General features: G+C 60.9%; 10 protein-coding genes. 1 reads left to right on the top strand and 9 read right to left on the bottom strand.

Annotated features, from left to right (window positions below):
• Positions 1-42: 42 nt before the first annotated feature.
• The 9 genes from FRZ40_RS11365 to FRZ40_RS11325 form a co-directional block, all read right to left on the bottom strand.
• Positions 43-1,203 (bottom strand): ABC transporter substrate-binding protein, encoded by a 1,161-nt coding sequence (locus FRZ40_RS11365; RefSeq protein ID WP_147234161.1) that lies wholly within the window; start codon positions 1,201-1,203, stop codon positions 43-45.
• Between the two features lie 278 nt (positions 1,204-1,481).
• A complete protein-coding gene (locus tag FRZ40_RS11360; protein WP_147234160.1) occupies positions 1,482-2,648 on the bottom strand; it encodes an ABC transporter substrate-binding protein in 1,167 nt (388 codons plus the stop codon).
• A 485-nt stretch (positions 2,649-3,133) separates the two neighbouring features.
• Entirely contained in the window at positions 3,134-4,105 is a 972-nt protein-coding gene (locus tag FRZ40_RS11355) for a branched-chain amino acid ABC transporter permease (RefSeq protein WP_028363983.1), read from the bottom strand.
• Positions 4,105-4,989 carry a branched-chain amino acid ABC transporter permease gene (locus tag FRZ40_RS11350; RefSeq protein WP_028363982.1) on the bottom strand — a complete coding sequence of 295 codons (885 nt, stop codon included), beginning with the start codon at positions 4,987-4,989 and terminating at the stop codon, positions 4,105-4,107. The genes FRZ40_RS11355 and FRZ40_RS11350 overlap by 1 nt, the downstream gene beginning before the upstream one ends.
• 138 nt (positions 4,990-5,127) lie before the next feature.
• A complete protein-coding gene (locus FRZ40_RS11345; protein WP_147234158.1) occupies positions 5,128-6,342 on the bottom strand; it encodes an ABC transporter substrate-binding protein in 1,215 nt (404 codons plus the stop codon).
• Positions 6,343-6,402: 60 nt separating this feature from the next.
• Positions 6,403-7,158 carry an ABC transporter ATP-binding protein gene (locus tag FRZ40_RS11340; protein WP_028363980.1) on the bottom strand — a complete coding sequence of 252 codons (756 nt, stop codon included), beginning with the start codon at positions 7,156-7,158 and terminating at the stop codon, positions 6,403-6,405.
• Entirely contained in the window at positions 7,155-7,934 is a 780-nt protein-coding gene (locus FRZ40_RS11335) for an ABC transporter ATP-binding protein (RefSeq protein ID WP_028363979.1), read from the bottom strand. The genes FRZ40_RS11340 and FRZ40_RS11335 overlap by 4 nt, the downstream gene beginning before the upstream one ends.
• Before the next feature lie 244 nt (positions 7,935-8,178).
• Positions 8,179-9,870, bottom strand: coding sequence for a GMC family oxidoreductase (locus FRZ40_RS11330; RefSeq protein ID WP_147234157.1), 1,692 nt, complete (start codon positions 9,868-9,870; stop codon positions 8,179-8,181).
• A gap of 135 nt (positions 9,871-10,005) precedes the next feature.
• Positions 10,006-11,523 (bottom strand): CoA-acylating methylmalonate-semialdehyde dehydrogenase, encoded by a 1,518-nt coding sequence (locus FRZ40_RS11325; RefSeq protein WP_147234156.1) that lies wholly within the window; start codon positions 11,521-11,523, stop codon positions 10,006-10,008.
• Positions 11,524-11,673: 150 nt separating this feature from the next.
• Here FRZ40_RS11325 and FRZ40_RS11320 point away from each other — a divergent pair, with 150 nt between their 5' ends.
• Positions 11,674-12,573: a LysR family transcriptional regulator gene (locus FRZ40_RS11320; protein WP_028363976.1), complete on the top strand. Its 900-nt coding sequence runs from the start codon at positions 11,674-11,676 to the stop codon at positions 12,571-12,573.
• The last annotated feature ends 254 nt before the right edge of the window (positions 12,574-12,827 follow it).

Below are 12,827 nucleotides of genomic sequence, written 5' to 3'. Positions count from 1 at the left end.
GCCGACTCTTGGCCACGCCTTACGCGAGACGTGCGTACCTGCTTAATCGTTTTGGAGTTTCCACTTGCCATCCGAAATCTCGACGATCACGCGTGCGCGCTTGTCGAGACCGTTGTGATCGGTGGCCGTGATGTTCATGATGCCGTGCGAGAGCGGCAAGTCCTTGACGTTCTCGAGCGCCTCGCGCAACGCGACGCGGAATGCTTCCGTGCCCGGCTGGCCCTTCTTCAACGCTTCGGGAATCGCGCGCTGGAGCATCTGCCCTGCGTCCCAGGCATGGCCGCCGAACGTTGCCACAGAACCCGCGCCATAGGCCTTCTCGTACGCGTTCTTGTAGGCCAGCGACGACTTCTTCACAGGGTTCGAATCCGGCAGCTGATCGGCGACGAGAATCGGGCCTGCGGGCAGCAATTCGCCTTCGCAGTCCTTGCCGCACACACGCAGGAAGTCGTTGTTCGCGACGCCGTGCGTCTGATAGATCTTGCCCTTGTAGCCACGCTCCTTGAGCGCCTTCGCAGGCAGCGCCGACGGCGTGCCCGAGCCCGCGATCAGCACCGCATCCGGATTCGATGCGGCGATCTTCAGCACCTGCCCTGTCACCGATGCATCGGTGCGGTTGTAGCGCTCGTTCGCGACGAGCTTCAGGTGATGCGCTTCCGCCGCCTTGCTGAACACGTTGTACCAGTTCTCGCCATACGCATCCGCGAAGCCGATGAAGGCGACCGACTTCACGCCGTGCTTTTCCATATACTCGGCGATCGCGTCGGCCATCAGCCCGTCGTTTTGCGGCGTCTTGAATGCCCACGAACGCTTTGCATCCATCGGCGAAATGATGGCGGCCGACGCGGCAAGCGAGATCATCGGCGTCTTGCCTTCCGAAACGGGATCGAGCATCGCGAGCGAGTTCGGCGTCACCGTCGAGCCGATAATCGCATCGACGTGATCTTCATCGATGAGCTTGCGCGTGTTCTGCACGGCACGGCTCGTATCGGATGCATCGTCGAGCACGATGTACTGCACGCTCTTGCCTGCGATCTCCTTCGGCAACAATGCAATCGTGTTCTTCTCAGGGATGCCGAGCGATGCAGCGGGCCCCGTCGTCGACAGCGTGACGCCGATCTTCACCTGCGCGATCGCAGCACTCGTTCCGCAAACGAGCGCCATCGCGATCGCAGTACGGAACCACAGTTTTGTCTTTTTCATTTGCTTGTCTCCAAACGCTTTCGATGCGTGTCGTAATCCGGTTCGAGAACCGGGTAACTGAATCTAGTTATCGGGTATAAGCCTGCCAAGCATGGTTTTCCCTGCTCGTTGCAATTGCGTCAAACGAAGCGTCAAACGAAGCGTCGAATGAAACGCAGGCTCTACCGCTTTAGCGATCTCCCTTCTGCGACCTTATTCAAACATCTCGCGTGCAATAAAAAAGACGCGTCAACTGCCCGCGTCTTTTTTGTTAATTCGAATGCGTTAATTCGCCTCGCTTAATCGGAAGCAAGCTTCCATTTGCCGTCGACGATTTGCACCATCACGCGCGCCCGCTGATCGAGGCCCGCGTGATCGTTCGCGCTCATGTTGAAGATGCCGTGCGAGCCCGGCAGATCTTTCGTATCTTCGAGCGCTGCGCGCAGTGCTTCGCGGAATTGCGGCGTGCCGGGTTGGCCCTTCTTCAAAGCAATGGGAATGGCATGCTGAAGCAGCAGGCCGGCGTCCCACGCGTGGCCGCCGAACGTCGAGATCGAACCCGCGCCATTCGCACCTTCATAAGCGCGCTTGTACGCAAGCGACGCCTTCTTCACAGGATTCGCATCGGGCAGCTGATCCGCGACGAGCAGCGGTCCAGCGGGCAGATACGTGCCTTCGCAATCCTTGCCGCACACACGCAGGAAGTCGTTGTTCGCGACGCCGTGCGTCTGATAGTACTTGCCCTTGTAGCCGCGCTCACGCAGCGTCTTTTCCGGCAGCGCGGCCGGCGTACCCGCGCCGGCGATCAGCACGGCATCCGGGTTCTGCGACATCATCTTCAGCACCTGGCCCGTCACCGACGCATCGTTGCGCGCGAAACGTTCGTTCGCGACGACCTTGATCTTCTTGAGATCGGCGGCCTTGCCGAACTCCTTGAACCAGCTCTCCCCGTATGCATCCGAGAAGCCGATGAAGGCCACCGTCTTCACGCCATGATTGGACATGTGCTGCGCGATGGCCGTCGCCATCAGGATGTCGTTCTGCGGCGTTTTGAAGACCCACGAACGCTTCGCATCCATCGGCTCGACAATCGAAGCCGCCGCGGCCATCGAGATCATCGGGGTCTGCGTTTCATTGGCGATGTCGATCATGGCGAGCGAGTTCGGCACGACGGTCGAACCGATCAGTGCGTCGACGTGATCTTCGCTGGTGAGCTTGCGTGCGTTCTTGACGGCTTGTGTCGAATCCGTTGCATCGTCGAGCACGATGTAGTCGATTTTCTGGCCCGCGATTTCCTTCGGCAGTAGCGCACTGGTGTTCTTCTCCGGAATGCCGAGCGAGGCCGCTGGGCCCGTAGCCGACACCGTCATGCCGATTTTCACGTCCGCGAATGCCGCGCCGCCATACGCTGCGCACACGCCCGTCGCGACCAGTGCCGCGCTGATCCACCGCAATGCCGACTTCATTCCGCTCCTCTGCCCCGATATTCGAATTGATTCGAGTTTTCCAAACGCCGACCCGATGGTCGGCGAATGGCGAGTGTAGCGGACGCATACCGCGCGCGGCAAGCGCTTTGAAGGCTTTGAATCTTTGGGGAAAACGCTGTGTGCAGCGAGAGGAAAAGCGTCAGATTTACAACGCGGCGCGGCGAGAGATGAACGCTGAGAGCATAGACGGAACAGAAAAGTAAAAAGCGCTGTTGGATCTAATCCAACAGCGCTTTTGTATGGGCACTTTTGTGCCTCATGTCTCCTCGTTCTCCACCTGCAAAATTCGGTGCATCAGAACTGTGTGAAGATTAAACGGGGGCAGCTTTACGGGCAACTAGCATTTACCCTAGTGGTGCAGTGCCGCACAAAATTGGGGCGCGTTCTTGTAGTTTCGCTCCGTGTTCGCCTCATTTCGTAGCAGCAAGCCGTTACTTCGGATCGCGAACCAGTTACGTTTTCCCTCAGGCGCGCAGCGGTTTGACCCGCTGCACGATCTCCCCGACGATGCCGCGCCTGAACGCCAGCACGCATGCGATGAAAATGAGGCCCGTCACGATCGTCGCGGACTCGCCGAGCGAGCGGAACCACTCCAAGCCTGTCACCGACGCAAGCCCGCTGCCGATATCGCCGAGCCGGTCCTCGAGCGCGACGATCAGCGCTGCGCCGAGCAGCGGACCGAACAGCGTGCCCATGCCGCCTACCAGCGTCATCAGCACGACGAGACCCGACATCGTCCAGTACGCATCGCCGAGCGTCTCGAAGCCCAGCACGAGCACCTTGAGCGACCCGGCAAGGCCCGCCAGACCCGCCGACAGAACGAACGCGAGCAGCTTGAAGCGGTTCGTATCGTAGCCGAGCGAGATCGCACGCGGCTCGCTTTCCTTGATCGCGATCAGCACTTGCCCGAACGGCGAATGCACGATCCGCACGATCAGCAGAAACGCGAGCACCATCACCGCGAGCACGACGAAGTACAGCGTCAGGTCCGACGAGAGACTCAACACACCGAACAGCTTGCCGCGCGGCACACCTTGCAGGCCATCCTCGCCATGCGTGAACGGCGCCTGCAGAAACACGAAATAGACCATCTGCGCGAGCGCGAGCGTCACCATCGCGAAGTAGATGCCCTGTCTGCGGATCGCAAACAGTCCCACGACGAGGCCAAGCACCGTCGCCGCAACCGTCCCGGCAACAACGCCGAGTTCGGGCGACAGCGAGAGTGTCTGAATCGCGTAGCCGGTGACGTAGCCGGCCGATGCGAGAAACATCGCGTGACCGAACGACAGCAGGCCCGTATAGCCGATCAACAGATTGAACGCGGCCGCGAACAGTGCGAAGCACAGCACCTTCATCACGAACACAGGGTACGCACCGGCGAACGGCGCAACGATGAGCGCGAGCAGCAGCAGAACGTAGAGCGCTTTTCTCTGCATCATTTTTCCTTGCCGAAGAGACCCGCCGGACGCACGAGCAACACGAGCGCCATGATCACGAAGACCACGGTCGCGGAGGCTTCCGGATAGAACACGCGCGTGAATCCTTCGATCACGCCGAGCAGCAGGCCCGTGAGAATCGAGCCCATGATCGAGCCCATGCCGCCGATCACAACGACCGCGAACACGGTAATGATCATCGGTTGGCCCATCAGCGGCGACACCTGGATCACGGGCGCGGCGAGCACACCCGCAAACGCCGCCAGCGCCACGCCGAAGCCGTACGTGAGCGTGACCATCATCGGCACGTTCACGCCGAACGCCTCGACGAGCTTCGGGTTCTCCGTGCCTGCGCGCAGATACGCGCCAAGACGCGTCTTCTCGATGACGAACCACGTCGCGAAGCAGACGATCAGCGATGCGACGACCACCCACGCGCGATAGTTCGGCAGGAACATGAAGCCGAGATTGGTCGCGCCCGACAACGCCGACGGCACGTCATACGGTTGGCCCGACGAACCGTAGATCGAACGGAACACGCCTTCGACGACGAGCGTGAGCCCGAACGTGAGCAACAGGCCATAGAGGTGATCGAGCTTGTACAGCCAGCGCAGCATCGAGCGTTCGATCACGATGCCGAACAGCCCGACAAGGATCGGCGCGAGCACCAGCATCACCCAGTACGGCAGACTGAAATACGACAGGCCCATCCACGTGAGCATCGCACCCAGCATGAACAACGCGCCGTGCGCGAAGTTGATCACGTTGAGCAGACCGAAGATCACGGCCAGCCCAAGACTCAGGATCGCGTAGAACGAACCGTTTACGAGACCGAGCAGCAACTGGCTGAGCATCGCCGGTAGCGGAACGCCAAAGATATCCATTGAAGCCGTCGTCAAAGTGAAAGCGGCATGCACGCGCCGGATCTTCAATGAGCTGAAGATCCGACACGTCCAGCACGCAGAACATCGACGCCCGCTGTCTCTACATCCGGTGAACCAGCAGGCGATCCTCGGCGCCGCTTATTTCCACAGCGCGCAGCGCGTTTCCTGCTTGGTCGTGAACGCCTGCTCGCCCGGAATCGTGGCGGTGATCTTGTAGTAGTCCCACGGCTCTTTCGACTCGGCGGGCGTCTTCACCTGCATCAGGTACATGTCGTGGATCATGCTGCCGTCCTGACGGATGTAGCCCTTCGCAAAGAAGTCGTCGATCTTCTGCTTCTTCAGTTGCGCCATCACCTTGTCGGAATCCGTCGAACCGACCGCCTTCACGGCATTCAGGTAAGTCATCGTGGCCGAGTAGTCGGCGGCCTGCAGGCTCGACGGCATCTTCTTCATCTTGTCAAAGTAGCGCTGCGCCCACTTGCGCGTCGTCGCGTCCTTGTTCCAGTACCAGCTGTCCGTCAGCACGAGGTTCTGCGTCGTCTCGAGGCCGAGACTGTGGATGTCGTTGATGAAGACGAGCAGTGCCGCGAGCTTCATCGTCTTCGTGACGCCGAATTCCTTGGCGGCCTTGATCGCGTTGATCGTGTCGCCGCCTGCGTTCGCGAGGCCGAGAATCTGCGCCTTCGATGCTTGCGCCTGCAACAGGAACGACGAGAAGTCCGATGCCGACAGCGGGTGACGCACTTCGCCGAGCACCTGGCCGCCGTTCGCCTTGACGACGTCGGCGGTGTTCTTTTCCAGCGCCTTGCCGAACGCGTAGTCAGCCGTCAGGAAGTACCACGTCTTGCCGCCCTGCTTCGTCACGGCCGAACCGGTGCCTTTGGCGAGCGCCGTCGTGTCGTACGCGTAGTGGATCGTGTACGGCGTGCATTGCTCGTTGGTCAGCGTATCGGCGCCTGCGCCGATGCTGATATAGACCTTGTGCTTTTCGCCCGCGACCTGGTTCATCGACAGGCCCGTGGCCGAATTCGTGCCGCCCACCAGCATGTCGACGCCGTCGCGGTCGAACCATTCACGCGCGCGCGACGCTGCGATATCGGCCTTGTTCTGGTGGTCCGCATAGACGACCTGGATCGGCTTGCCGTTCACCTTGCCGCCGAAATCGGCCACTGCCATGCGGATCGCTTCGAGACCGCCCTGCCCGTCGATGTCGGCATAAAGACCCGACATGTCGGTGATGAAACCGATCTTCACTGCATCGTCGGCAGCCCGCGCGCTGCCCGCCGTCAACGCGACGCCTGCTGCCGCCGCAAAACAGATTGACGTGAACCGCGCGAGTGTCTTCCTTTTCATTACTGTCTCCTTCGTTCTGCGTTGTGGTTGTCAGAGGCAATCAGGTCCGCACTCCCCGGCTCATACTCCGAGCAAATCGTGCAGCACCGGCATTTTGCTTTCGAGCTCCTTCGCGCCGAAATGCTCGACGATGCGCCCATGCTCCATCACATAGAAACGATCGGCGAGCGGCGCGGCAAAGCGGAAGTTCTGTTCGACCATGACGATCGTGTAGCCGCGGGCTTTCAGCGTCACGATCATGCGCGCGAGCGCCTGCACGATCACAGGCGCAAGACCTTCGGAAATCTCATCGAGCAACAGCAGGTTCGCGCCCGTACGCAGAATGCGCGCGACGGCCAGCATCTGCTGCTCGCCGCCCGACAGACGCGTGCCCTGGCTCATGCGCCGTTCCTGGAGATTGGGAAACATCTGGTAGATCTCGTCGATCGACATCATCAACGACTTGTCGCCGACGGGCGGCGGCAGCAACAGATTTTCTTCGCACGACAGGCTCGAAAAAATGCCGCGCTCCTCCGGGCAATAACCGACACCGCAGTGTGCGATCCGATGCGTCGCCATGCCGATGGTCTCGCGTCCCCCGACGCGAATCGACCCAGTGCGACGCCCCGTCAAGCCCATGATCGCGCGCAACGTCGTCGTGCGGCCCGCACCATTGCGGCCGAGCAGCGTGACGACTTCGCCGCGGCTCACGGTCAGATCGACGCCATGCAGGATGTGCGATTCGCCGTACCACGCTTGCAGGCCAGCGATCTCCAGCGCGGGTTCGCCGCTCACGACACTGACCGATGCGTTTTCCTGTTCGCTCACTGTGCTCATGCATGCGCTCCGGCAAGCGCCGCGTCCGCACTGCCCATATAGGCCTGCATGACGAGCGGGTTCTTCGAGACTTCCGCGTACGTGCCTTCGGCGAGCACCTCGCCGCGTTGCAGGACGGTAATCGTGTCGGAGATGCCGGCAATCACATTCATGTTGTGTTCGACCATCAGGATCGTGCGGCCGGCCGATACTTTTTTGATCAGCGCGGTCACGCGGTCGACGTCTTCATGTCCCATGCCTTGCGTCGGTTCGTCGAGCAGCATGAGTTCGGGTTCCATGCCAAGCGTCGTCGCGATCTCGAGCGCGCGCTTGCGGCCGTACGACAGTTCGACGGCGGGCACATCGGCGAAATCGGTCAGGCCGACTTGCGTCAGCAGATCGATTGCGCGGTCATCGAGTTGATGCAACGAGCGCTCGCTTCTCCAGAAGTGAAACGCAGTGCCGAGCTGACGTTGCAAACCGATGCGAACGTTCTGCAATGCCGTCAGATGCGGAAACACAGCAGAAATCTGGAACGAACGGATGATGCCGCGACGCGCGATCTGCGCGGGACGCTCGTTCGTGATGTCGACGCCGTTAAAGACGATCTGACCCGCAGTGGGCACGAGAAATTTGGTGAGCAGATTGAAGCAGGTGGTCTTGCCTGCGCCGTTGGGACCGATGAGCGCATGGATCGAACCGCGCTTCACGCGCAGGTTCACACCATTGACTGCGGTAAAACCCTTGAACTCACGTGTGAGCCCGCGCGTCTCGAGTATCGTATCGCCGAGAATCATGTTCCCTTCCATGCGAAGTAAGGCGAAGCACTACCGCGTTCTGTTCCGCGCAGATTCGGCGCGACTGTTATTGGCGATGACACCCCCGTGCCAATCGTGGCGTGGTGCACCAATGAGGACGGTAATCCATGCCGCACCACGCAGCATGGCTGCCATTGTCGCGCCAATGATGCAGCGCAATCATTGGGATTTGCACTTAGTGTTTGATGCGACCTTCGCCGTGCAAAACGTTAAACGTTGCGTGTCATGCAACCGACATTGACGATGCGACGCGTGTCTCGATTGAGAGACTGTCTGCACGCGCGCGACGGTCGGCGCGAATCATGTCGCTCGCGCGCTCGGCAATCATCAGCGTCGGCGAGTTCGTATTGCCTGACGTGATGGTCGGCATCACCGACGCGTCGACGATACGCAGACCTTCGACGCCCATCACGCGCAAGCGGCTGTCGACGACGGCGCCCGGATCGTCCGCCGTGCCCATGCGGCACGTGCCCACAGGATGGAAGATAGTCGTGCCCACGTTGCCCGCCGCGAGCCGCAACTCTTCCTCAGTCTGAAACTGGATACCCGGCAGGATCTCTTCAGGCCGGTAGCGTTTCAACGCAGGCGCGGCTGCAATGCGCCGCGTGAGACGCAGCGCATTCGCAGCCACATGGCGGTCGTATTCCGTCGACAGATAGTTGGGCGCAATCAACGGCGCTGCGTGCGGATCGCGCGACTCGATATGCACGCTGCCGCGCGACGTCGGACGCAAATGACACACAGATGCCGTGAATGCATTGAAGCGATGCAATGGTTCGCCGAATTTGTCGAGCGACAGGGGTTGCACGTGATACTCGAGATCGGGCCGCGTCAACGATCTGTCGTTCATGTCGGACCTCGCGAACGCACCCAGTTGCGACGGCGACATCGACATCGGCCCGCTCTGCATCAGCAGATACTGCAGGCCGATCATCATCTTGCCCCACCAGTGTGCGGACGCCGTGTTCAACGTGCGTACGCCGTGCACCTTATAGGCCATGCGCAACTGCAAATGATCCTGCAGATTTTCACCGACGCCGCGCAAATCCTTGACGACTTCAATGCCGAGATCCTGCAGTCGCGCGCCGTTACCGATGCCCGACAGTTCGAGCAATTGCGGCGAATTCACCGCGCCCGAACTCATGATCACTTCGATACGCGCCTTCGCGATGTACTCGTTGTCGCCACGATATTCGACGCCGACGCAGCGCATGCCTTCGAATACAACGCGCTGCGTATGAGCGCCCGTGATGACGGTCAGATTCGGCCGCTGTAGCGCGGGCCGCAGAAACGCCTTCGATGCATTCCAGCGAATGCCGCGCTTCTGGTTCACGTCGAAGTAACCGACGCCCGTGTTGTCGCCGCGATTGAAGTCGTCGGTAGCGGGAATGCCGGTTTCCGTCGCGGCTTCGGCGAACGTCTCAAGAATCTTCCATTTGAGGCGCTGCTTTTCCACGCGCCATTGACCGCCCGCGCCGTGATATTCATTCGCGCCGCCGTGATGATCTTCGCTGCGTTTGAAGACAGGCAGCACGGCGTCCCACGACCACGATGCATCGTTTGTGACGCGCGCCCATTCGTCGTAGTCTTCGCGCTGTCCGCGCATGTAGATCATGCCGTTGATCGACGAACAGCCGCCCAACACGCGGCCGCGCGGATACGACAGCGCGCGTCCGTTGAGTCCGGGTTCTGCCTGTGTTTTATAGAGCCAGTCGGTGCGCGGATTGCCGATGCAATAGAGGTAGCCGACGGGCACATGTATCCAGTGATAATCGTCTTTGCCGCCTGCTTCGAGCAGCAGCACGGTCACGTCGGGATCTTCCGTCAGGCGATTCGCCAGCACGCAACCCGCCGTGCCCGCACCAATGATGATGTAGTCGAATTCGCCTTCGAGTTTTCTTGCTGTCGTGCTCACGCGCGTCTCCTTCGCATGGCCACCGTGCACGGCATCTGATCGCGCTTTGTGCGTGTGGTCTGCTACTGCTCGAGGCGCACGGCATGGATATGAAACGAAACCAATGCCGTGCCTCTATCGTTGTTTTGAATTGCGCTACTTCGCAACCGGCATCGTAAATTCCGCGCCCTTCGCAATGCTGTCCGGCCAACGCTGCATCACGCTCTTGTAGCGCGTATAGAAGCGCACGCCTTCTTCGCCATACGCGTGATGATCGCCGAACAGCGACTTCTTCCAGCCGCCGAACGAATGCCACGCCATCGGCACCGGAATCGGCACGTTGATACCGACCATGCCGATCTGAATCTGACGCGAGAACGCACGCGCGACACCGCCATCCGATGTGAACAGCGACACGCCGTTCGCAAACTCGTTCTTGTTGATCAGTTCGACAGCGGAAGCGAAATCGGGCACGCGCACCACGCACAGCACGGGCCCGAAGATCTCTTCGCGATAGATCTTCATGTCGGTCTTCACATCGTCGAACAAGGTGCCGCCGAGGAAGAAGCCCTTCTCGTGACCGGCCACCTGATGGCCGCGCCCATCCACGACCAGCTTCGCACCCGCATCGACGCCTGCTTCGATATAGCCCGACACTTTCTCGCGATGCGCAGCCGTCACGAGCGGACCCATTTCCGCTTCGCCTTCCATGCCATTCATGATCTTCAGCGACTTCACGCGCGGCGTGAGCCGTTCGATCAGTTCGTCGGCGATATGACCGACGGCCACCGCCACGGAGATAGCCATGCAACGTTCGCCCGCCGAGCCATAGGCCGCGCCGATCAACGCATCGACGGCCTGATCGAGATCGGCATCCGGCATTACAACGAGATGATTCTTCGCACCGCCCAGCGCCTGCACGCGCTTGCCGTGTTTCGTGCCTTCCGTGTAGATGTATTCGGCAATCGGCGTCGAGCCGACGAACGACAATGCGCTCACGTCAGGATGCGCGAGCAGCGCATCGACGGCCACCTTGTCGCCATGCACGACGTTGAACACGCCGTCAGGCAAACCCGCTTCCTTCAATAGTTCCGCGAGACGCACGGACGCCGACGGATCGCGCTCCGACGGCTTCAACACAAACGTGTTGCCGCATGCGATCGCAACCGGAAACATCCAGCACGGCACCATCATCGGGAAGTTGAACGGCGTGATGCCCGCGACGACGCCGAGGGGCTGACGCAGATTCCAGTTGTCGATGCCGCCGCCGATCTGATCGGTGAAGTCCGTCTTCAACAGATTCGGAATGCCGCATGCGAATTCGACGATCTCGATGCCGCGCATCACTTCGCCCTTCGCATCGGAAAACACCTTGCCGTGCTCGCGCGTGATCAGTTCGGCAAGTTCATCGTGGTGACGGTCGAGCAGTTCCTTGAACTTGAACAGCACGCGCGCGCGCTTGATCGGCGCCGTTTCGCTCCATGCAGGAAACGCGTCCTTCGCGGCGGCAACGGCCGCATCGACCTCGGCAACGCTTGCAAGCGGCACGCGCGAAGTGACGTCGCCCGTCGCCGGATTGAAGACGTCGCCGAAACGCTGGCTCGTGCCATCGACGGGACGGCCGTTGATCGCGTGGGTCAGCGCGCGCACCTTGCCTTGATCTGTCTCGCTCATGATCTCTCCTGGAGTAGGACTTTGTGATGGTCGATGCTGCAGCGCAATGCATCACGCCTTTGCATGATGTTGCCTAGCGTAATCGCGAGGCGCGCAGCAAATCCAATGAGTAATGCTCAAATGCGATATAAGGCGCGTTAATATCAGCGGATGGATCTCACCCTGCTCCGCGCATTTGCGACGGTCGCACGCGAAGGCAACCTGACGCGTGCCGCAGCGCAATTGCATCTGACCCAGCCCGCCGTGAGTCTGCAGATCAAGAACCTGCAGACTGCGCTCGGCGTGACGCTCTTCACGCGCACGTCGCACGGCCTCTCACTGACGCGCGACGGACAGGCGCTGTTGCCTCACGCCGAACGCGCGCTGGCAGCTGCAGGCGATGTCGAGCGCGCGGCGGCCACGCTGCGCCAGGAAGTGCGCGGGCGTCTGCGCATCGGTACGATTCTCGATCCGACATTCCTGCGGCTCGGCGGCTTCCTGAAGCAGCTGGTCGAAACATGGCCGCATGTCGAAACGCAGCTTCGCCACGGCATGTCGGGATGGGTGCGCGATCAGGTGCGCGCGGGCGAGCTGGACGTCGGCTATTACATCGGCCAGCCCGATGACGACGAAACGCGCGATGCGCCGATCTTTCATGCCGTCACGCTCACGCACTTTCAATATCGCGTGCTGGCGCCGCCCGGCTGGAAAGACCGCATGAAGGGCGTACGCGACTGGCGCGCGCTCGCTTCGTTTCCGTGGATCTGGACGCCGCCCGCTTCCGCGCACAACCGCTTGCTGACACGCCGTTTCGCCGATGCCGGCGTCAAGCCCATCAAGGTCGCCGAAGTGGATCAGGAACCGTCGATGCTCGATCTCGTCAAATCCGGCATCGGGCTCACGCTCGCGCGCGATTCGATTGCGCTCGCCGAAGCGCACGCGCACGCGCTGACGATCGTCGAAGACGTGACGGTGCCGACGGAGCTGACGTTCATCACGCTCGCCTCGCACAAGGATGAACCGGCCATCGCTGCGGCGTTGAAGCTGATCGAGTTGCAATGGTCGACGTGATTGGCGTCGAGGTGTCTCGCGCGATATGAGCCGGCCTCATGACGCAGCCCGTTTTGCACCCGTTTTTTGTCCCCTTCGCACGCCGTGGCCTTTAACCACATCGTCACGGGCTTTTTGCTAGATTGACGCTTTGCCCGATTTCCTCCGTTGTATTCCGTATGCCCTTCGGTCTCTGACGAGCGGCTTGCGCACGCAGGCCAGCGACGCCCGTCGCGTCGTCGTCAGCGCCGCCCACGTTCATCTTTCGACAGGAG

The organism is Paraburkholderia azotifigens, from assembly GCF_007995085.1.
GTDB classification, from domain to species: Bacteria; Pseudomonadota; Gammaproteobacteria; order Burkholderiales; family Burkholderiaceae; genus Paraburkholderia; species Paraburkholderia azotifigens.
The sequence above is the reverse complement of the archived record's forward strand: the minus strand, read 5'-3'. Positions and strand labels throughout refer to the sequence as shown.

What these genes read in the sequence shown, in the direction of transcription:
- FRZ40_RS11365 (WP_147234161.1), bottom strand. Translation starts at nt 1,203, where the DNA reads ATGAAAAAGACAAAACTGTGGTTCCGTACTGCGATCGCGATGGCGCTC.
- FRZ40_RS11360 (WP_147234160.1), bottom strand. Translation starts at nt 2,648, where the DNA reads ATGAAGTCGGCATTGCGGTGGATCAGCGCGGCACTGGTCGCGACGGGC.
- FRZ40_RS11355 (WP_028363983.1), bottom strand. Translation starts at nt 4,105, where the DNA reads ATGCAGAGAAAAGCGCTCTACGTTCTGCTGCTGCTCGCGCTCATCGTT.
- FRZ40_RS11350 (WP_028363982.1), bottom strand. Translation starts at nt 4,989, where the DNA reads ATGGATATCTTTGGCGTTCCGCTACCGGCGATGCTCAGCCAGTTGCTG.
- FRZ40_RS11345 (WP_147234158.1), bottom strand. Translation starts at nt 6,342, where the DNA reads ATGAAAAGGAAGACACTCGCGCGGTTCACGTCAATCTGTTTTGCGGCG.
- FRZ40_RS11340 (WP_028363980.1), bottom strand. Translation starts at nt 7,158, where the DNA reads ATGAGCACAGTGAGCGAACAGGAAAACGCATCGGTCAGTGTCGTGAGC.
- FRZ40_RS11335 (WP_028363979.1), bottom strand. Translation starts at nt 7,934, where the DNA reads ATGATTCTCGGCGATACGATACTCGAGACGCGCGGGCTCACACGTGAG.
- FRZ40_RS11325 (WP_147234156.1), bottom strand. Translation starts at nt 11,523, where the DNA reads ATGAGCGAGACAGATCAAGGCAAGGTGCGCGCGCTGACCCACGCGATC.
- FRZ40_RS11320 (WP_028363976.1), top strand. Translation starts at nt 11,674, where the DNA reads ATGGATCTCACCCTGCTCCGCGCATTTGCGACGGTCGCACGCGAAGGC.